At 43.0% G+C, this 18,969-nt stretch carries 18 protein-coding genes and 1 pseudogene; 14 read left to right on the top strand and 5 right to left on the bottom strand.

Going from position 1 to position 18,969, the window contains the following annotated elements; all coding sequences use genetic code 11:
- Nucleotides 1–7 precede the first annotated feature (7 nt).
- The 6 genes from ACESQI_RS19630 to ACESQI_RS19655 all read left to right on the top strand — a co-directional run bounded on the left by ACESQI_RS19630 (nt 8) and on the right by ACESQI_RS19655 (nt 5,161).
- The gene (locus ACESQI_RS19630; RefSeq protein WP_008778754.1) at nt 8–709 is read left to right on the top strand and encodes a PoNe immunity protein domain-containing protein; all 702 of its coding nucleotides are present in this window, start codon (nt 8–10) and stop codon (nt 707–709) included.
- Nucleotides 710–733: 24 nt separating this feature from the next.
- Nucleotides 734–1,255, top strand: a complete 522-nt coding sequence (locus ACESQI_RS19635; protein WP_373126865.1) for a hypothetical protein — start codon at nt 734–736, stop codon at nt 1,253–1,255.
- A gap of 7 nt (nt 1,256–1,262) precedes the next feature.
- Nucleotides 1,263–2,153, top strand: coding sequence for a hypothetical protein (locus tag ACESQI_RS19640; protein ID WP_008778753.1), 891 nt, complete (start codon nt 1,263–1,265; stop codon nt 2,151–2,153).
- Nucleotides 2,154–2,159: 6 nt separating this feature from the next.
- Complete coding sequence (locus tag ACESQI_RS19645) at nt 2,160–2,525, top strand: hypothetical protein (protein WP_258999125.1); 366 nt, start codon at nt 2,160–2,162, stop codon at nt 2,523–2,525.
- A gap of 19 nt (nt 2,526–2,544) precedes the next feature.
- Complete coding sequence (locus ACESQI_RS19650; protein WP_005942815.1) at nt 2,545–4,533, top strand: DUF4209 domain-containing protein; 1,989 nt, start codon at nt 2,545–2,547, stop codon at nt 4,531–4,533.
- A gap of 61 nt (nt 4,534–4,594) precedes the next feature.
- On the top strand, nt 4,595–5,161 hold the full coding sequence (locus ACESQI_RS19655) for a hypothetical protein (protein WP_005942818.1): 567 nt from the start codon (nt 4,595–4,597) through the stop codon (nt 5,159–5,161).
- A 118-nt stretch (nt 5,162–5,279) separates the two neighbouring features.
- Here the strand turns inward: ACESQI_RS19655 and mobC are convergent, their stop codons facing one another.
- The 3 genes from mobC to mobA are packed head-to-tail and all read right to left on the bottom strand — an operon-like array spanning nt 5,280 to nt 8,995.
- On the bottom strand, nt 5,280–7,304 hold the full coding sequence (gene mobC, locus ACESQI_RS19660; protein WP_005942820.1) for a conjugal transfer protein MobC: 2,025 nt from the start codon (nt 7,302–7,304) through the stop codon (nt 5,280–5,282).
- A gap of 36 nt (nt 7,305–7,340) precedes the next feature.
- On the bottom strand, nt 7,341–8,588 hold the full coding sequence (gene mobB / locus ACESQI_RS19665; protein WP_008778751.1) for a conjugal transfer protein MobB: 1,248 nt from the start codon (nt 8,586–8,588) through the stop codon (nt 7,341–7,343).
- Nucleotides 8,573–8,995 (bottom strand): conjugal transfer protein MobA, encoded by a 423-nt coding sequence (mobA, locus tag ACESQI_RS19670; protein WP_005942826.1) that lies wholly within the window; start codon nt 8,993–8,995, stop codon nt 8,573–8,575. The genes mobB and mobA overlap by 16 nt, the downstream gene beginning before the upstream one ends.
- Nucleotides 8,996–9,722: 727 nt before the next feature.
- On the opposite strand from mobA, the gene ACESQI_RS19675 reads away from it, so the two are divergent.
- From ACESQI_RS19675 to ACESQI_RS19685, 3 genes are read left to right on the top strand one after another with little or no spacing between them, the layout of a single operon-like run.
- On the top strand, nt 9,723–10,517 hold the full coding sequence (locus ACESQI_RS19675; protein ID WP_036632179.1) for a ParA family protein: 795 nt from the start codon (nt 9,723–9,725) through the stop codon (nt 10,515–10,517).
- 8 nt (nt 10,518–10,525) lie between these two features.
- Nucleotides 10,526–10,975, top strand: a complete 450-nt coding sequence (locus ACESQI_RS19680) for a DUF3408 domain-containing protein (protein ID WP_036632177.1) — start codon at nt 10,526–10,528, stop codon at nt 10,973–10,975.
- On the top strand, nt 10,963–11,628 hold the full coding sequence (locus ACESQI_RS19685; RefSeq protein WP_005802631.1) for a DUF4122 domain-containing protein: 666 nt from the start codon (nt 10,963–10,965) through the stop codon (nt 11,626–11,628). The genes ACESQI_RS19680 and ACESQI_RS19685 overlap by 13 nt, the downstream gene beginning before the upstream one ends.
- Nucleotides 11,629–12,082: 454 nt before the next feature.
- Here the strand turns inward: ACESQI_RS19685 and ACESQI_RS19690 are convergent, their stop codons facing one another.
- Both ACESQI_RS19690 and ACESQI_RS19695 read right to left on the bottom strand, forming a co-directional pair.
- A complete protein-coding gene (locus tag ACESQI_RS19690) occupies nt 12,083–13,222 on the bottom strand; it encodes an AbiH family protein (RefSeq protein ID WP_036632174.1) in 1,140 nt (379 codons plus the stop codon).
- A 32-nt stretch (nt 13,223–13,254) separates the two neighbouring features.
- Complete coding sequence (locus tag ACESQI_RS19695; protein WP_036632171.1) at nt 13,255–14,265, bottom strand: hypothetical protein; 1,011 nt, start codon at nt 14,263–14,265, stop codon at nt 13,255–13,257.
- 475 nt (nt 14,266–14,740) lie between these two features.
- On the opposite strand from ACESQI_RS19695, the gene ACESQI_RS19700 reads away from it, so the two are divergent.
- The 5 genes and pseudogenes from ACESQI_RS19700 to ACESQI_RS19720 all read left to right on the top strand — a co-directional run bounded on the left by ACESQI_RS19700 (nt 14,741) and on the right by ACESQI_RS19720 (nt 18,968).
- Nucleotides 14,741–15,121: a DUF4134 domain-containing protein gene (locus ACESQI_RS19700; RefSeq protein ID WP_007838794.1), complete on the top strand. Its 381-nt coding sequence runs from the start codon at nt 14,741–14,743 to the stop codon at nt 15,119–15,121.
- A gap of 5 nt (nt 15,122–15,126) precedes the next feature.
- A pseudogene (locus tag ACESQI_RS19705) lies at nt 15,127–15,441 on the top strand (DUF4133 domain-containing protein); the annotation flags it as partial.
- A 10-nt stretch (nt 15,442–15,451) separates the two neighbouring features.
- Nucleotides 15,452–17,977, top strand: a complete 2,526-nt coding sequence (locus ACESQI_RS19710; protein ID WP_036632168.1) for a TraG family conjugative transposon ATPase — start codon at nt 15,452–15,454, stop codon at nt 17,975–17,977.
- 8 nt (nt 17,978–17,985) lie between these two features.
- The gene (locus ACESQI_RS19715; protein ID WP_036632189.1) at nt 17,986–18,342 is read left to right on the top strand and encodes a DUF3876 domain-containing protein; all 357 of its coding nucleotides are present in this window, start codon (nt 17,986–17,988) and stop codon (nt 18,340–18,342) included.
- Nucleotides 18,339–18,968, top strand: coding sequence for a DUF4141 domain-containing protein (locus tag ACESQI_RS19720; RefSeq protein WP_004288758.1), 630 nt, complete (start codon nt 18,339–18,341; stop codon nt 18,966–18,968). The genes ACESQI_RS19715 and ACESQI_RS19720 overlap by 4 nt, the downstream gene beginning before the upstream one ends.
- Nucleotide 18,969: the final 1 nt, after the last annotated feature.

Raw genomic sequence — 18,969 nt, forward strand, 5'->3', positions numbered from 1 at the left:
AATGTATATGGAAATAAGAGACAAACTTTTTACAGAAGAACAATATTTATCACAACTAAAGTTGTATAATGAAGAAATTTTATATTATGAGCAACTGCATCGTTCTGGTAAACATATCGGATATGATTCTTTGTTCAATTTTAGACTTCGTTCTTTGTTAGTGCAGTTTTCTGTAGGAAAGAACCTTGAAGATTTGAAAGGTAATTATATGGAAATTATTAGAATCATGCCACGTTTTTGGACTGAAAAAGGATTTTATATTGAAATGTTATGGATGTTATCAATTGGTATCATGTTGGAATATGATGATAATACTATGCAAAAATTAGTCCAATTGATAAAAGATAATGATGTAAAAGATTATATCTATGATACTTTAATTAGATATAGATTTCCTGATTGGACACAAACAACTGGCACTGTTTTATATCCGTTACCCTATCAAGCGGTTATTGCTGTAACAGAATTAGCTAAACAAGATAAAATAGAAGCAGTGAAACGTTTGGAAAAATATCTCAAAAAAGAATGGTATCGAGGACATTCAGATTTATCTTGGTATAATGATCACAAATACGGAATTAACCATGATGGATATTGGTGCTTTGAAAGTGGTGCTTTGGTTAAAGTATTGGGGCTTGATGATAGTATTTTGAAAGGACATCCATATTATCCATACGATATGGTTCATTGGGCAGATGGTCAAAAGTAAGTAACAACTAAAAACAAGACTGATATGAGTTATTATGTTCATGCTTATTTGGTAGATGCAAATAAAGTAAAAGCCGTTTACGGTTCGCATGATATGGATTTGTTGAACCAATTGTCTTCTTCGCTGAAGGAGAAGTTAGACGGCTTAAATAATTACTTTGAAAGTGAAATAAGTCCGTCAGAAGATGCTTACAGTGTACTTGCTGACATTGTAAACGGAGAGAAACGTTCTCCCCACATGGCATTCATGTATGGATATGTATATGAAAAAGTCTGTGAATATTATGGACGAATCATCTATAATGCCGAGAACTTGTGGCAACTGGACGAACAGAGTAGCTTCATACCTATTCCACTCAGTGATGATTTTCCTTATATCATAAGCATTCCGATGTCAGAATTGGAAATCAAGAAACAGCAATATACTGCATTGGAAGCAGGAAACGGCATTGGTGATTATGATTATGAAGAAGAAATGGATGATTTGAATTTTATTTTTGATGAAGCCATTGAAGCCCGGAAAGATTTGATAATTACTGTTTATTGAAAAATGTATGAATGATTTTCAAACATCCAACCTGTTTAGTCTATCCGTTGTATTTTTTCTGACTATTGATCGTAATTATGATTATGCAATGGACTATATGGAAAACGTAGCCCGGAACTTCACGAAGAAGTATCCCAGCTACCTTATCCATAAGAAAAGCGAAGACAAGATAAAAGCCTTTCTGACCGATATGGTCAAGACCAAAGTGGAAACCTTTGCCAATGCAGAGGCAAAGAATGTGGCAGTAACTGAAGTGCGCGAAATAGCAGACCTGATAGCGGAATATGAAGGTGCAGAAAGTTCTTCATCTTTTGGAACCCATCCTACAGATGCCCCCTCTTTAGGAAACACCGGAATGGAGCTTGCCATGAGCATGGATAACGGAGCATCGGACATCCGTCCCATCAATGTCGCCAAGCCCGCAGGCGCATCGGGGAAACCCAAGATAATGAAACGCAGTGTCATCCGCGTAACCGTGGAGCTGGAAGTGCTGATGGAAACCAAACAATACCTGCATTTCTTACAGGAACTGCCGGAACTGTTCAGTCTGCATGAGTTCTCGAACCTACGTTGCAGAGTAACATGGAAACAGAAACGGGTGAGCTATCAGGAATCTCCATTTCCTATTGAAGTAAAGGTTGTGGAAGACCGTAAATACCAACGCTGGTTTGTAACCTTTACGGTATTGATGGTGCTGTGCTTTATCGGGATAATCACTTTGTTCTTTTCCATTCCGAACCTGTACAAGCAGGACATCCACTTCCTGCGGAATGATACGATTCATCAGGAGTTCTCCATCTCCAACAGCCGCATTGACTTGAAGGATGTAAGCCTGACGAATCATGGCGGGAAAGACACACTTGTCATCAAGGATAAAAAGATAATCATAGCCAAATAAAAAGCAATGGAAAATTCGATTCAGATACAAGGGATAAGAAACATGCTATCCCATAGCGGATGCCCGGAAGACCTGCTGGAGAGCTACCTGCAATTCCTACAAACCGGAGGCCAACAGGTGCAGATTGTCAGAGGAGAAGTCTTTATGATGTTTGAAAAGGAGGCGCAATACCGCAAGAGAAGGAATGAGGAGATGAAAGGAACCGTAACCTTCTGCAAAAATGACGGAGATAATGTCGGGGAATACAATACAGGAGTGTTTATCGGGATGGAGTTTATCCAATGCTGCTTCAACCATGGGATTCCTGCACGGGTGTTGGATGTGTGGAGGGAACGTGGAGAGGTTGTGGAGGTTGTTGTGAAATTTAGATGATAACATTGTAAATGTTAATATGGGAAAAGGTGACAGTAGAACAAAGAAAGGAAAGCGATTTATGCGTTCTCCACGGAAGTATTCTCAAAAAAAACAATTAAATACTGGAAAGATGGAAAATAAGAGTGAATATGGTATATATGAAGAGTTCTTAAAGAATTTTGATTCTGTAAATTATAAGAATAAGGACTCATCTACAATTAATAATGAATTTCAAAAAGTAATAAGTGAACTTTGTGAAAAAGATATGATTAATGTTGCTTTGCAAGCAGAATTAGATCGACAAGTTTTTTTAATAAGAAAGTCTTTTGAGTTTCAAGATGATGAAACAAAGGGGACAATTAAAGGATTATCGTGGCAAATGGCAGGAACACAAGATATGGCAAATGGAAACAAAATACCTTTTTATTGGCCTGATGTTAGAAATCTTACTAAAGAAAATTTCGAGTTCTTTGAGCAGCGTTATAAAAAAACGAATAATCTCTATGCAAAAACCGAATATGGTTTGATGGTATATTTCGGACAAAAAACAGACTGGTCGAAAAATAACAGTTTCAAGCTTCAGTTATGCAACGAATTAATCTCCTTAGCTCAAGAATATTATGGTGAAGCTCAAAAAGGAGAATATTTCAAATTGGGATATGTTCTTAATCGTTTGGAATTGGCTTTACAAATTGCAATAAATAGTAAGTTTGAAGATTGTCAAAAGGCAATCATTGAACAAGTTTTTGATATACAGCAACATTGGAGTGTAAATGATAACACAAAACATGTTCCTTTAAATTATTCAAGGTTCATGTTAGAGCATTATAGCATTTGTAAAAAATACATAGACTTTGAAAAAGTTATAGAGCGTAATAAATATGCTATCAGCTTGATAGAAAAAGATAATCTTTATATGGCCGCAGATGCTATTGAATTTACGGATAAGTTAAAACAAAAAATAAATCTTTCAATAGAAGATTCTTTAAAACAGAGAGCTGAGGTATATGAACAGATTGCCAAAAGCAGGCAGGAAGATATAGCTTCAATGCATTTTATAAAATTAGCTTTGGATATTTATCTTAAAATAAAGGACAATGGAAAAATAAAAGAGATGGAAGAGTTATACTCTGAAAAGAGAAATACTTTCCAATTGACAGAAACTTCCATTCCAATTCCAGATGATTATATAAAGGCAATTGACAAAGCTGTAAAACAGACTATAGAGACTTGTTCTGTAGATGAATTGTTAGATCAATTTGCAGAGACTCCTTGGTATGAAACAGACGATTCTATCCAAACTTTATCTGATGCAACGGATAATGGACTTATAGATATCCTTCCTTTGTCAAGTATAGACAGATATGGCAACACCGTTAAAACATATACACCGGCAGAAGGGAAATTTTGGTCTACATATAGTTTCTTTTTCAAAATTGGTACATTAAAAATGCTTAAATTATTTATGGCAGCCATTGACTCTCAAAAGTTATCATACGATTCAGTTTTAAACTATTTGGAAAAAACATGGTTAAATGAACCTATTGAGAGAAACTATAATGGTAAAAAGGTTTGTGTTGTTCCTTTAGATACTGTTAAACCTGGATTAAAGAGAATCTTTGATGAACTTAAACAAGCTGAAGGAAGTTATATCCCTGATTATGTCACTATTATAGATAGCTTAACACTTAAGATTGAAGGTCTTTTGAGATTTTTTATTGAGAAACTTAAAATACCCACTTTTGCTAAGAGACGTTCAAAAGATGGAGATGTCATAATGGAAAAACTTTTTGATGATATTATTGCAGATCTTAAGGGAACTCCAGAGAGCCCTTCTAGTTTTGTCAAAGATCATCTTACCATGCTCAAATATGTAATGTCAGAGAAAATAGGCTGGAATTTGAGAAATGAGGTAGCACATTCTTTACTTCAAATCGAAGATTATTCGTTAGACAAAGTTGTTGTCTTGTTCTGCTTAATTCTTAAATTGAGCAAATATGTGTTTATAGAACAACGTGAAAGTTAAAATCGAAAAAGGAATAAAGTGCAATTTATTAATACGGATTAACTGATTTAATATTTTGATTATGGACGATGATTTAAGAAAAGAAATATCAGATTTTTTCTTGACAGATAGTTCTGGCTATTTAGCACGATATAGGGCTTTAATAAATGTGTTTACAAATATAAGTACACGTAGTAAAATATTGGTGGATTTATTATTTTCTTTTGAGTGCAGTTTGAAATCTTTGATTTTTTTGAGAAGTGACTCTGATGAAAAATCAACGTATAAAATTATTCGGACTCACAATTTAAGCAATCTCTTGTCAAAAGTTGACACGGCGAATTTTCAAGATATTGCCAATTTTATCCTTGATGAAAAGTTGGATGATATATCCGTGGGGGTTCGTTATACTCTTGAAGCCAATGTTAAATTCAGAGAGAACGGCTTATTGGGGAGTAAATATTATGAGACAATAGCGTCGTATCATTGGATAGATAAAGTTTATCAAGAGGCTAAGAAATTGAATGAGTTTGTACGTAACGAAAGCATTTCTATGTTTGGACTTATAACCATAATTAATATTCAAGATATTGATATTAATAAATTGATTGATCGAGAAAATCGCATCAGGAATATTAATAAACCTTAGAAATATCCTAATATCATTGTCATAAAGGAAGGTATACTAACATCTGAAAAGAAGAACAACAGTACTTAAAGGAGAATAATCTTTTCAGATGTTATGTTTATTTTGAATTAGACAGATTTTACTTGTGTGAGGTATCATCTTTTAACCCCAACCGTTCACATAACTCCGGATCATTTTTGATTCGGTTCATTTCCTCATTAATGATTGCCTGAGCATCCAATTTAATCTGGTCGTAGTTGCGCTGTATCTGCTGCATCATGATATCGTTTTCATCCTTGTCCTTAAATTCATTGATGACAGGGATTTTCCGGTAAGCCTTTTCCTCCGTGCCGACTTTGGCATGGTCCACAATGATTTCAGCATGGAATATTTTCTGGTCTATCTTTTCGCCAAAATTGTCGGAAACGGCTCCGACAAATGTACCCTGGGACAGGTTGGCAATCTTGGAAGCCGGGATGAGCGAGTCAAGTTGTGTGCTAATGGAGGTGGATACATCCTGGCGGTTGATGGAGACAGACTGCCGCTGCTGGAGCACTTTGCCGAAACGTTCGGAAAGCGTCTTCGCGGTTTCTCCAACCACCTGACCGCTGAAAATATTGCCTACCGTGTTTTGGATGACCTTCGACTCTTTTTCACCGTAATCGCGGTTCAACTGGCTAAAATCCTGAAAGCCGAGACAGACCGCCACCTTGTTGCTTCGGGCGGTAGCGATGAGGTTGTCCAATCCACGGAAATAGATGGTCGGCAGCTCGTCAATGATGACAGTGCTCTTAAGCTGTCCTTTCTTGTTGATGAGTTTGACGATGCGGGAATTGTATAGTCCAAGTGCCGCCGAGTAGATGTTCTGCCTGTCCGGATTGTTACCCACGCAAAGCAGCTTGGGCTCTTTCGGGTTGTTTATGTCTAACGAAAAATCATTACCTGTCATCACCCAATACAACTGTGGGGAAATCATGCGCGTAAGGGGAATTTTTGCCGAAGCGATCTGGCCCTGGAGCTGGTCCTGGGCGCCCCCTTTCCAGGCATCCATGAAGGGGGAAAGGTAGTTTTCCAGCTCCGGATACGAGGTCAGGATGGTAAACAAATCCGAATAAGGCTTGTTAAGCAGTTCCACCGCATGCGGAAAGGAACAATAAATACCGTTTTTGTAAATTTTTAGGTACCAGATGATTGCGGCAAGCAGAATGATGGGTGACTCCACAAAGAAATCCCCCTGCTTTTCAATCCAGGTGCGATTGAGGTTGAGCATTATCGTATAACTCGCCTCATACGCATCGGAGATATCCGTCATGAATTTCGGATTGATGGGATTGCAGCGGTGTGACCTGCGCGGATCGTCGAAATTGATGACATAGAACCGGGGCTTGACCTTGTACTTGTCCATGTTGTTCAACAACGTATTGTAAGCGATGGTGGAGAGGTCGTCGAACTTGTAATCGTAGATATAACAACTGTATCCTTTGGAAATCATCTGGCGTATGTAATTGTTTACCACGGCATACGACTTGCCCGATCCGGGCGTGCCAAGCACGATGGTGGCACGAAAGGGATTTACCACGTTGATCCATCCGTCATGCTGTTTTCCCTGAAAGCGGAAGCTGGTGGGCAGGTTGACGGAATACTCGTTCTCCAACAACCGGGTTTCCTGCTGGAAGGATTCATTTTCGATATTGAACACATCACCCATCAGGTTATGCCTGTAAAGCCGGCTCATCCACAATCCCGCCATCAGTAGACCGAGGTAACCTGCGGTAAGTGTTACAACGTACAGTATGGTGCTTATCATGTGCGGCAGGGACAGGTCAAGCAGCCACCAGTTCAGAAAAAACAGCACGCATCCGGCTACCAGTGCCGCGTAGATTTTGGGCCAGGTAATTTTTTCACCTTTAACTCCATGTGTTCCTAGGCAGGATATTGCCAGTAAAGTCACTGCCAACAGCTTGGTCCAGAGAATACAGTTGAAAATACCCGTCGTATTGTTGAAGTTTACCAGAATCTTGTCTATGACCGCAAGATTCAGATGCCATGCGGTCATGCTCGGATAGCAGTACACATAGACGTGCACCACCAAAAGAAAAATACTCACAGCCCTGCCGAATTCCATTATCTTAGCGAGGGCCCTCAAATCGTCTTCCTGTTGCATAAGGATTGTATATAAATGGGTTGATACTTGTTTTGTCTAAATGCCACGCTTGCGTCCGGCCTTCTTCTTTTTCTTCATGCGGCGTGCAAAGGCTTCCTCCTCGTAATCCCGCGGATTGGTTTCCATAGAAAGAATGCCTGCCGCCAGTTCGAGCGTGCTAGAGGATTCGTGACGGTGATGCTGCCAAAGCTCTGTAGCGGAATGTCCACCCCGTTCCTTTTCGGGTATGTTTTCCAGCCATTTGAAATAGTCGTTGAACACATTGGCGGAAAACTCCTTGCCCATGCGTGAGCCGTTGAACACCTCCCGACGGTTGTGGTCAATAAAGGTGACACCATAGATACGTCCCCGCTCATTCTCGCGGAAAACCACATCAATACGCCTTTGCCCGAGCAGTTCCACAAACCGTTTCCGTGAATCCGCCTGCCGCAAGGCACGAACGATGTCCGCCTGTATGGACGGTGCCCATTTCCCGTCCTTGAGGTCTTTCAGGTTCATCAGCATCCGCTTTTCCAACTGTTCATTTCCGAAGCGTTTCCCAAATCGGGAGCTCTTGAACGGCGGGCTGACCACCTTGCCTGTATCATCCGTGGCCGAATAGACAATACCGGTATATGGTGTACCGTTGTATTCTCCCCTGACCTGTTTCGCCTCGATGTTGAGCGTGGAAAGCAGCGCATTGTATTCCCCGAAGGTTTGGAAACGGTAGCTTTCCAATACGGCTTTAAGGGTATTGCCTACCTGATGGCGGACATCCCCCAAGGAAGCGTCCACCTTCCTCAGCTCCGCTTTCGGATTCCGCCTTTCCGTGTCCGCCCCGTTGCGCAGGCCGAAATCCGCTTCCAGTTCCCGGCAGGCGGTCATGGAACGGCGGTACTCGTAGGCATCGCTGATCTTTTTCCCCTGTCCGTCCACACAGACACTGACGATATGGATGTGTGCATTGTGGGTATCGGCATGTTTGTAGACAATGTATGGCTGGTCGCCATACCCCATCTTTTCCATATATCTTGCCGCCAGTTCTTCCAGCTGTGTGTGGCTCAGACGGTCTTCCGGTGCCGGGGAAAGGGAGATATGCAGGACGGGCTTCTCCGTGTTGCGGTTTGCCAGCAGGTAGTTCTCGAAAGAGAGCAACGCCAGGCGTATGTCCTCGCTTGGCAATCCAAGCCTGTCGGAAATCATACGGCTGCCCGAAAGAATCTCGGCGGTACCCGCCGCCACCTTGTCGTGGTTGTAGGCGAGTGCCCCGTAAAGGTTCATGCCATGACTTATTTTTGCAACCATTTCCGCTCGTATTCCTGGGTTAGCGCCATGACTTTTTTACAGACAAGCATCAGTTCGACGCTCAGTTTCTCCAGCCTGTAGAGCAATGCCATCGCCCGTTTCTCCCCGAAATTGTTCTTTAAGGCGCGGACGACCTGGTTGTAGTTGTTTCCGACAGCCTGAAACTGTTTGTGAAACTCGGTCAGTTTGATGTAATAGTCCATTGTAGCCTTGTCGATTCTCACGACTTTAATCTGTCCCGAAAAGATGGATTTTTTGATGAACAGCGTGCGGTCTCCGGCTCCCGAATCCGCCAGCAACTTTTCAAATCTTGTGTTCTCCTCGGCGTTCAGGCGGAAGCTGTACTTGCGGTCCGCCGGATCACTCTTGGGCTTTCTGCCCGTCCTTGTCCCTGTTGTTCTCTCCATGCACATGAGATTTTGGGTTTGTACTTTTTTCTCTTCCGGAATCCGCGACTTTGGAGCGGATTCCCCCGCCCCGGGAAGGGGCGGGCAAGTTGGTTCTTGTCGGACAAAAGACTTTTTGTCGGACAAGGACACAACTTGCTCTGTTCGCTTGAACAGAGAATCCTCCTTCGTCGGATTGCAGCGCGACGTTCACGGAACGCTGTGGTCCGACGAAGTCAGTTCTTTTCCATCGTCTGATTCCGATTTTGCAAAATTAGACAGTGATAACCGATTGGTAAACAGCGTTTGATATGATATTTGATGACATCTGATGACATCTGATGTCAGGTAGGGGAAATGTTGGTGGAAGTTTCAAAAATAGCCGCTACTTTTGGCACAGTGCATGAGGGCATACATTGAAACATTGTCCTGTAAGGGGTATTGCTTGCCTGCCACAGGTGGTGCATGATGTGAATGCGGCATCATCCCTATATGTGCAATGCCATATATGCTGCACGACAATTCTGCATGACGGAATACATTGCATCCGTGCAATGCAGTATGGGATACATTGAACCCCATATTGCATGAATGCAATGCACCTTATATGGCAATGCCCATCGGCAACCGGTATTACACTGGTGCAATATGGTATGCAATGTATTCATGCAAACCGGCAAACAATGCGTCATTGCCATATACCAACGGATGCATTGCCGTGTGATGAAACGAAAAAATCCGGACAGATATGAAACAAATTATACACTCTAAATTCAAGCCTATGAAGAAAGAACCTTTATTTGTCGCTTTGAGCAACCAGAAAGGCGGTGTGGGAAAATCCACGTTCACGGTATTGCTCGCCAGTTACTTCCATTACCTGAAGGGGTATAACGTACTGGTGGTGGATTGTGATTATCCACAGCACAGCATCAGTACCATGCGGAACTGGGAAGTGGGAAACATTGAAAAGAACGTGCATCTGCAAAACCAGCTGGTGGAACAGTTCGGAGCAAGCGGCAGGAAAGCCTACAGCATCCTGAACTCCACTCCGGAAGAAGCCCGGGAAACGGCCGGACGCTTTCTTGAAAAGTCGGAGCTGGATTATGACCTTGTCCTTTTTGACCTTCCGGGCACCGTAAATGTGCCAGGTGTATTCCAGTCCGTAATCAATATGGATTATGTATTCACCCCCATCACGCAGGAAAGAATGGCAATGCGGAGCAGTATGTCTTTTGTCCTTGCCATCCGGGAATACATGCACCGGCATAAGGATGTACCCTTGCGTGGTATCCATATGTTCTGGAACCGGATGGACAAACGTGTTTCCAAAGACCTGTATAACGGCTATACTGAAATTTTCCGTTCGCTGAAATTGCCGGTACTGGAAACCGTCATTCCCAGTGCAGAACGTTACAAAAAAGACTCCGGAATGAAAGGGTCTCTGTTCCGCAGCACTTTGTTCCCTCCATCTTCCTCCGCAATGAAAGGAAGCAGTCTGGACCTGCTGGCAGCGGAAATAGAAACCATACTGAAACTTCAATAAAAACAATTATGACTACCAAAAGAAGAACGGATTACCAAGTGGACGAGGAGGCATTGAAACGCATGATGGCAGGAGATGTGACCGCTTTGGAAAGAACGGTTCCTCCGGAAAAGGAGCCGGAAACAAAAAGTCAGGCTGGACCTTGTCCGGAGAAACAGGAGAAGAAAAGCGGTTCTTCCAGACAGCAAATAAAAAAAACACCGGATGGAGCGGCTGATTCAGATGAATACCGGAGCCGGTTTCTGAAAGTGAAACTATCGGGAGCAAGAAGGCAGACCTATATTAACGATACATTGTACAGGACTGTTGCCAAAGTATTGCCGGTCATTGCACCGGAAATGTCTGTCCCCATGTTTTTAGGGAGTGTACTGTCAGACCATCTGGAAAGGTATCAGCATATCATCAATGAAATATATAATCAAGAAGCAACTCAAAAGCCAATAGAATGGAAGAAATAGTTTATTTATCAATACGGTTCGGCTGTACCGCTTATCTGTTATATAAGGTATGGAAACAAAAAGAGAGAATAGGTAAAATCTGTGATCTGCTTTATACTCCCCGCAATCGGCCACAAGCAGAAAAAGACAACGGTGAACCGGGAAATGCACAGGATGTGATGGGAGCTACCCGATTTGTCTATCTGGACGAGAATGCCGGGAAGACCGTCGCTCCTTACATGAGCCAGCAACTGGAAACCGGAAGTGATTTTATCGGAGCGGATAAGGATATTCCGGAAGATGAAGTGGAATGCAAACTGCCTTTGGAGGAGATGAGAATGCTGAAAGAAGAACAGGAGGAACTGGACAGCCGCTCTCCCGAAACGGAAGCCATTGCTCCGATGGTTACTCCTGCTGACCTGCTCAATGTAGGCGACGTGCTGCTTAACCTGAATGGTGCCGGCTCGGACGAGAACAAATCATACAGGGCGGCCATGACACTGCATTCCATCCGGGAAACGGACATGTTTGAACTGTTCTCCTCCCAGGTGGAGAACAAGAAGCTGATTGAGGAACTGATGGGGAAGTATGTGGATAAGGAGGGGAATGCGTTGCCTTTGAAAAGAGAGAGGAAAGAAAGCAAACATGTTACTGACTGGAGGAATCTAGTCTGAAAGTAAATGCTATTATGCTACAAAAATTCCATATGCGTTAAATATTATATGTAGAATCTTTATTATGTGCCCCGACTTTGTCTTTTTTATAATCCATGAAAAAGGTTGAAGTTTGTCTTTTGGTAAGAGTAATAGGAAGAAACAAACTTAAAACATAGAAATCACGGGGACAACTCAGAAAATTGGATACTTCCTCACAGTTGCTTACGAATCAAAAGTAAAAGAATAAAATTATCCTAATTGGCTAACAGGAAAAACTATAGCTTAATTTATTAAGTAAAATTTCTCTGCAAGCCTATAAATTATAAAAAATAAGGAGCTGTTTACCAAGTCAGCTCCTTACTTTTTCCAATGGATGAAAATCCGTTTTTCCTACTTCCTTTTATACAATATTTTGTCGCACTTTATGTGCATAACAGATATCATAGAAATCACATTTAAATTTAGAGCTCTATTACATGATTTTGCATTGTTCCTTGTTCACAACTCTATCTCTAAACAACTTCATATTAGTAAAGTTTCTGGAAATATTTTGAACCAGTTCCAAATAATTATCGCTGCCATCTTCCCATTTATGATAAAACGGCTTTATAGAAACACAGTTTTCATGTTCAAAGACGGTATTTAGTAATGTTCGGTCTGAGTTTCCGCAAGAATGCCCCATTATCAAAACTTGAAAAGGTGCAGCTAAAAGAAACTCCAGCAAATCATGGTAATGTCTTGTTTCTAAATATTTAACGGATTTGACATTTCTAAGTAACTCATTGTCATTCATATCAAGAATAGACTGATAGCTTTTGTCAAGTTCATCCCCATAGCCAAAAATTATATTTTCAGGCTTTTCTAACTCACCATGAATATAATTGTGGGTAATATTGAAATTATTGTACATCTTAGCTGTTTTTGTATAGTTGAAACTCAACAACATGATACGTTTAGGGAGAAGTTTTTTGCGTTCTCCATTATTGTATTTAACTTCTGCAAAGCTAGATGTGTCAAATCCAATGTTATCCAAAGCTTTCTTTTTTCCTTCTGTTGAGAAATCAGCAGGGTCAAAGAAGTCAATTATTGCATTATGAAGGTCATCCCTTACATTGCCTGTTTGTATTGTATGGAGGTATTCAATTAATTTTTCTTGAAGAAATACTAATTGCTCATTTAACTCACCGATCGTATAATCACAATCCGGGTTATCCATTCCCGCTTTCAACAGTTGATAATAGTCGTTTTCAATATCCACCCATCCTTTGACTTCTATTGATTGCAGAATAGTTTTGAAAAATGGGCAACATTCAATAGAGAAAACATCCGGCTGATCCTTGATATACTGAATAACTTCACTACCTGAGTATCTTTCTTTACGATAGATGTCTTTAAAAAAACATGAGTGGGTGAAGACAAAAACATTCCAGCAATTAATATTTACATTATCTTTGATAACCAAACGACAAAGGCAATCTTCTGATACATTTGTAGTATTACCGGCAAAAGCATATACTCGTTGGTCCCAATACCAGTTGATGAAATCCACATAACTTGTTTTAAAGCCATGTGCCATGTCAAATCCGTTTCCTATGATAACAAGTCTATTCATTCGGTTGTAATGATAATGTTAGTGTTATTGACTTAAATTATAGAATAATCTCCTTGTTCTTCATTTACAAGAAGTGGTTTTAAAAGCGTTTCCACCGACTCAAAAGTATTTTGTTTTGAGAAGTGTATCTTTGGTTGTCCCCACCATCCTTTAATATATTGCTGGTATTGGTATTGCAAGGTACGGCGAGGTGCCTGCGCCAAACTGCTATTATAAAAGGAATCCACAATATCAGAATGGTAATTGGTCAATGAAAAGAAATACTGCCAAGTTTCTGATATTTCATTTGCGCTGAATCCGGGACGTTCTATTATCTCCACTGCATCCAATCTGTGAACACCATCATGTTTAGAGAACGCAGCTTTAAGTATTTCACTTGCCTCCTTATCAGAAGAAGGTGCGCTATACCCAAAGATTGTTACCTTGCCTGCTTTCGATATATAGTACTTTGCAACGTTCCATTGGTCACGGATAAAGATGTCGCTGTTGTAATCCTTTTGTTCTACAGGATACAGCAAAGGAACAACGTTATACGGTTTGCCACACTTTCTGCAATAGTTTTGTATAAGACCAAAGGTCATGCAATCTTTACACACACCAGCTCCCACATTTCCATGCAAGAACAGAATTTCCGGTCTATTCCGGGTAATCTTTGCCACTCTGTTATATGCTTGGATAAGAAGACTATCCCAGTTGAAGGATACAATGCAGTCTTTTTCTGTGAGCGAAAGAATTAAAAGGTCGTAGATGGTTAAGAAGGATGGAAGCTGCACATTTGAAAAATATTCATAAAGTTTTTTTTCCATTGCTATCCGTGCATTTTTACACTCATCACCACGCCTAAACAGCTCACTATATATATCTTCAAGATTCCTGCTTTTCGTTTCTAGCATAAATCCTTTAAGGATTCCATCTAACCCGACCTGTTCAATGGCTTCATTCATCGTTGGGCAAGATTTTCCCATGACCGCTCTTGAAGCACCTGCTCCAACTATTACGACATGAGGGCGTTGGCAATATAAATCTTTAAGGTTTTTCTTCATACACTAACTGATTAAATATTTTGCCTGTAAGCACTTGTTACATTATGCTTTATTTTACGACCTTATATTTTGTTCGCTTTGTTTAAGCACCATAATTTCATTGTTCATACTTACTAAGTATGAAGGTGATTGTTCTCTGTCTGATTGTTCTTGAATATAAACAGATATATTACTTAAAAATACTTTATTCAAGGCGTGCTCTTTACATTACATGATGCACTGTTTTAACCTGTTTGCATTGGCCATAAAACTGCGTTTGATATGCAAATATAATGATTTTAATTCAATATCAATAATAGTCGTATTTGACAAGAAATCAACTTTATGGAATTTGCCGGCTTTTGTAATGGTAATTATATAATGGTACAGAAGTACAGAAAACTATGTAATAGTTTAAACAATCCATATTTGTACCAAAATTATCGTTTAAATATTATGCTTAAAGAGGACATCTGATGACATTTGATGACATCTGATGACACCTCTGAATCATAGCGCATTATCCCCATTTATCTTTGTTGTCGAATTCAAATTTATGTCTTACCCAAACGATTCGACAATGAAAAGAAGAATCCTTTTTTCTGTGATGTGTGCGGTTATCGCCGCAAACACCTTTGCGCAGGGCCAGGGCCTTGCGGGTATCAACGAGGCAACCAGCCTCATGACCTCGTATTTCGATCCCGCCACCAAACTATGCTATGCCATCGGTGCGGTGCTTGGTCTGGTAGGCGGTATCAAGACCTATGGCAAATTTTCCAGCGGAGATCCCGACACTTCGAAAACCGCCGCCAGCTGGTTCTTTGCCTGTATCTTTCTGATCGTAGCCGCCACCATCTTACGTTCCTTCTTCCTCTAAAGCCTATGGAATATCCGGTAAACAAAGGTGCCGGCAACCCCGTCGAGTTCAAAGGACTCAAGTCGCAATACCTGTTCGTCTTTGCCGGAGGGCTTGCGATGGTGCTCCTTATGGTAGTCTTTCTTTACCTGACGGGGGTGGACCAATGGATATGCTTATCCTTCGGAATCCTGTCCGGCAGCCTGTTGGTGTGGGTGATATTCCGTTTGAATGCCCGTTACGGTGAACACGGGCTGATGAAGCTGCTGGCTGAAAAACGACATCCACGCTATCTGATTCACCGCAAGAGAGTTTTCAGATTATTCACAAGAAGAAGAAAAAACAACAATCATGAGAAATGTATTAAAGGCGGAAACGCTGGAACGCAGGTTCCCCCTGCTATCGGTAGAAAACGGCTGTATCGTGAGCAAGGATGCAGACCTGACCGTGGCTTTCGAAGTGGAACTGCCCGAACTGTACACGGTAACGGCAGACGAGTATGAGGCCATGCACTCCTCCTGGATCAAAGCCGTGAAGGTATTGCCGGAACATAGTGTCGTCTGCAAACAGGACTGGTTCGTCAAGGAAACCTACCGTCCGAAGACCGATGACGGAGAACAGAGCTTCCTGACACGCAGCTATGAGCTGCATTTCAATGAAAGACCTTACCTGAATCACAAATGCTACCTGTTCCTGACGAAGACAACCCGCGAACGCAGCCGCCGGAAGAGTGACTTCAATACCCTTTGCCGGGGATTCCTGTTGCCCAAAGAGATAACCGACAAGGATGCTGCCGCCCGCTTTCTTGAGGCGGTGGAACAGTTCGAGCGTATTATGAATGATTCCGGACATATAAGGCTTCGCCGTCTGGAAACAGACGAAATCACCGGTACGAAGGAACGTCCCGGACTGGTGGAAAAATACTTTTCCCTCTCGCTGGAGGATGAGACCGCCGTATTGCAGGACATCTGCCTCAAGCCCGGCAGGATGCGCATCGGCGACAAACGCCTCTGCCTGCATACCCTTTCCGATACGGAAGACCTGCCCGGCAGACTTTCCACGGACATGCGCTACGAGAGGATGTCCACGGACCGCAGCGACTGCCGCCTCTCCTTTGCCGCACCCGTAGGACTGCTGCTGTCATGCAACCACATCTATTCGCAATACGTGTTCATCGACGACGCACAGGAAATCCTGCAGATGATGGAGAAAAACTCGCGCAATATGCTCTCGTTGTCAAAATACAGCCGGAGCAATGCCATTAACCAGGAGTGGACGGAGATGTATCTTGATGAGGCACATACCAAAGGAGTGCTTCCCGTCAGATGCCACTGCAACGTCATCGCCTGGGCGGAGGATGCGGAAGAGTTCCGCCGCATCAGGAACGACACGGGCAGCCAGCTGGCCATGATGGAATGCACGCCAAGGTATAACACCATTGACACACCGGTCATCTATTGGGCGGGAATCCCCGGAAATGCAGGCGACTTTCCATCCGAAGAATCCTTTTATACCTTCCTGGAACAGGCCGTATGCCTCTTTGCCGGAGAGACCAATTACAAGAGCTCGCCCAGTCCGTTCGGAATCCGGCTGGCAGACCGCCAGAACGGGATACCGGTGCATGTGGATATTTCCGACCTGCCCATGAAGCGAGGAATCATCACCAACAGAAATAAGTTCATCCTCGGGCCTTCGGGCAGCGGAAAATCCTTTTTCACCAACCACCTTGTCCGCCAATACTATGAACAGGGAGCGCATATCCTGCTGGTGGACACTGGAAACAGCTACCAGGGGCTGTGCAGGATGATCCATGACCGTACCAACGGGAAGGACGGGATTTACATCACGTATGAAGAGGACAATCCGATATCCTTCAACCCGTTCTACACCGAATCCGGAAAATTCGATGTGGAGAAGCGTGACAGTATCAACACGCTGATACTGACCTTGTGGAAACGGGAAGACGAGTCGCCGAAACGTTCGGAGGAGGTCGCTCTTTCCGGAGCAGTGAACGCCTATATCCGAAAGATTTCGGAGAACCGGAACATCAGACCGGACTTCAACGGTTTCTATGAGTTTGTCGCCGATGACTACAGAAGAATGATTGAAGAGAAAAAGGTGCGTGAGAAGGATTTTGACATTGACGGTTTTTTGAACGTTCTGGAACCGTTCTACCGGGGCGGAGACTATGATTTCCTGCTGAACTCCGACAAGGAACTGGACCTGACAGGCAAACGGTTCATCGTGTTTGAACTGGACAATATCAGCAGCAACAAAGTGCTTCTTCCGGTGGTGACACTGATCATTATGGAAACTTTCATCGCCAAGATGCGCAGGCTCAAAGGTATCCGTAAGATGATATTGATAGAGGAATGCTGGAAAGCCCTGATGTCCGCCAATATGAGTGAATACATCAAGTATCTTTTTAAGACCGTCAGAAAATATTTCGGCGAGGCTGTGGTGGTGACACAGGAGGTGGACGACATCATCAGCTCTCCGATTGTGAAGGAGGCCATCATCAACAACTCTGACTGCAAGATCCTGCTTGACCAGCGGAAATACATGAACAAGTTCGAGCACATCCAGCGGCTGCTCGGTCTGACCGAGAAAGAGAAAGGGCAGATTCTTTCCATCAACCAGGCGAACCATCCCGGACGCTTCTACCGGGAAGTATGGATAGGGCTTGGAGGAACCTGCTCGGCAGTATATGCCACGGAAGTGAGCGAGGAAGAATACTTCACGTTCACGACCGAGGAGTCGGAGAAACTGGAAGTACAACGGATTGCCGGAGGGCCGGAGGGCAGTCTGGAAGGAGCCATCCGCCGTCTGGCGGAGAAAAAGCGAGAGGAACAGAAACAGGTATCAAACCCGAAATGAAAACGATTATGAGAAACAGACCCCTTATGAGGCTGGCGGTATGTCTGATAAGCATGGCCGCCATGATATTGCAGAGCTGTTCGGAAAGCGGTATCGACCGCGACAAGATCTGCGGAACGTGGACCAGCGTGGAAGGCAGACCTGACGTACTGGTATACAAGGAAGGAGAATGCTATAAGGTGACGGTGTTTTCCCGTAGCGGGAGAACCCGAAAGCTGAAGCCGCAGACTTACCTGCTGGTGGAAGAAAACGGAAACCTGTTTGTCAATACGGGCTACCGTGTCGATGTGTCCTACAATGAGGCAGCCGACGTGCTGACATTCTCACCGGGCGGAGACTATGTAAGGAAGGAGGAACGGGCATGAAGGCAAGAACGCTTCTGATCGGAACGGCATTTGTACTGGGCGTTACCGGAGCACGCGCCCAATGGGTGGTGACAGATCCCGGCAATCTGGCCCAAAGCATCATAAACATGTCGGACAATATCGCCCATACCTCAAAGACGGCAGTCAATACGGCAGAAAGCTTTGCCGAGACAGTAAAGATCTATGAGCAGGCCAAGAAATATTACGACCAGCTGAAATCGGTCAACAACCTGATACAGGATGCCCGCAAGGTGCGTGACATCATCCTGATGGTGGGCGACGTGTCCGACATCTATGTAACCAACTTCGGCAAGATGATGAACGATGAAAACTTCTCACCGCGCGAACTGGACGCCATCGCCTTCGGTTACACCCGCCTGCTGGAAGAGAGCAACGGCGTGTTGCAGGACCTGAAACAGGTTATCAATGTCAGTACCCTGTCCATGACCGACAAGGACCGTATGGACGTGGTGGACAACTGCTATTACGAGATGCGCCGTTACCGCAACCTTGTGAGCTATTATACGAACAAGAACATAGCCGTAAGCTACCTCAGGGCCAGAAAGAAGAACGACCTGGAACGTGTGATGCGGCTCTATGGGAATGAAACCTCCAAATACTGGTAGC

Source organism: Bacteroides sp. HPS0048 (assembly GCF_964240755.1).
Taxonomy (GTDB): Bacteria; Bacteroidota; Bacteroidia; order Bacteroidales; family Bacteroidaceae; genus Bacteroides; species Bacteroides nordii.

Coding starts and splice junctions, on each gene's coding strand:
- ACESQI_RS19630 (WP_008778754.1), top strand. CDS start 8: ATGGAAATAAGAGACAAACTTTTTACAGAAGAACAATATTTATCACAA.
- ACESQI_RS19635 (WP_373126865.1), top strand. CDS start 734: ATGAGTTATTATGTTCATGCTTATTTGGTAGATGCAAATAAAGTAAAA.
- ACESQI_RS19640 (WP_008778753.1), top strand. CDS start 1,263: ATGAATGATTTTCAAACATCCAACCTGTTTAGTCTATCCGTTGTATTT.
- ACESQI_RS19645 (WP_258999125.1), top strand. CDS start 2,160: ATGGAAAATTCGATTCAGATACAAGGGATAAGAAACATGCTATCCCAT.
- ACESQI_RS19650 (WP_005942815.1), top strand. CDS start 2,545: ATGGGAAAAGGTGACAGTAGAACAAAGAAAGGAAAGCGATTTATGCGT.
- ACESQI_RS19655 (WP_005942818.1), top strand. CDS start 4,595: ATGGACGATGATTTAAGAAAAGAAATATCAGATTTTTTCTTGACAGAT.
- mobC (WP_005942820.1), bottom strand. CDS start 7,304: ATGCAACAGGAAGACGATTTGAGGGCCCTCGCTAAGATAATGGAATTC.
- mobB (WP_008778751.1), bottom strand. CDS start 8,588: ATGGTTGCAAAAATAAGTCATGGCATGAACCTTTACGGGGCACTCGCC.
- mobA (WP_005942826.1), bottom strand. CDS start 8,995: ATGGAGAGAACAACAGGGACAAGGACGGGCAGAAAGCCCAAGAGTGAT.
- ACESQI_RS19675 (WP_036632179.1), top strand. CDS start 9,723: ATGAAACAAATTATACACTCTAAATTCAAGCCTATGAAGAAAGAACCT.
- ACESQI_RS19680 (WP_036632177.1), top strand. CDS start 10,526: ATGACTACCAAAAGAAGAACGGATTACCAAGTGGACGAGGAGGCATTG.
- ACESQI_RS19685 (WP_005802631.1), top strand. CDS start 10,963: ATGGAAGAAATAGTTTATTTATCAATACGGTTCGGCTGTACCGCTTAT.
- ACESQI_RS19690 (WP_036632174.1), bottom strand. CDS start 13,222: ATGAATAGACTTGTTATCATAGGAAACGGATTTGACATGGCACATGGC.
- ACESQI_RS19695 (WP_036632171.1), bottom strand. CDS start 14,265: ATGAAGAAAAACCTTAAAGATTTATATTGCCAACGCCCTCATGTCGTA.
- ACESQI_RS19700 (WP_007838794.1), top strand. CDS start 14,741: ATGACACCTCTGAATCATAGCGCATTATCCCCATTTATCTTTGTTGTC.
- ACESQI_RS19710 (WP_036632168.1), top strand. CDS start 15,452: ATGAGAAATGTATTAAAGGCGGAAACGCTGGAACGCAGGTTCCCCCTG.
- ACESQI_RS19715 (WP_036632189.1), top strand. CDS start 17,986: ATGAGAAACAGACCCCTTATGAGGCTGGCGGTATGTCTGATAAGCATG.
- ACESQI_RS19720 (WP_004288758.1), top strand. CDS start 18,339: ATGAAGGCAAGAACGCTTCTGATCGGAACGGCATTTGTACTGGGCGTT.